The sequence below is a fragment of the Methylobacterium sp. WL8 genome, from assembly GCF_008040045.1.
Lineage (GTDB): Bacteria > Pseudomonadota > Alphaproteobacteria > Rhizobiales > Beijerinckiaceae > Methylobacterium > Methylobacterium cerastii.
In genome coordinates this window covers 1-254 of the sequence record NZ_VRVF01000221.1, presented here as the reverse complement: position 1 = coordinate 254, position 254 = coordinate 1, and the positions used below count along the sequence as shown (strand labels likewise).

Here is a 254-nt window from a genome sequence, read left to right as displayed (position 1 = left end):
ACACAGTCGGGTGCCAGACCGCGGCATCGATCTCCAACCCCATGAACCACCGGAACAGCAGGTTATAATCGATCTGCTCCATCAGCATCCGCTCGGAGCGCACCGAGAAGAACGCCTGCAGCAGTGTTGATCCTCCCCCGGTTCCACGGACAGGGGGGTTAGCTCGCGTTCCGTTCGGCTTGCTCGGGTGTGATGTATCCCAGGGCCGAGTGGATGCGCTGCCGATTGTAGTAGCCCTCGATGTAGGCGAACAA

The 254-nt window shown here is 60.2% G+C and carries 1 protein-coding gene and 1 pseudogene; both read right to left on the bottom strand.

What is annotated here, in order from left to right; all coding sequences use genetic code 11:
• A pseudogene (locus FV234_RS26000) lies at positions 1-130 on the bottom strand (transposase); the annotation flags it as partial.
• A 28-nt stretch (positions 131-158) separates the two neighbouring features.
• On the bottom strand, positions 159-254 hold a 96-nt coding region (locus FV234_RS27150; protein ID WP_348643084.1), incomplete at its 5' end, for an IS3 family transposase.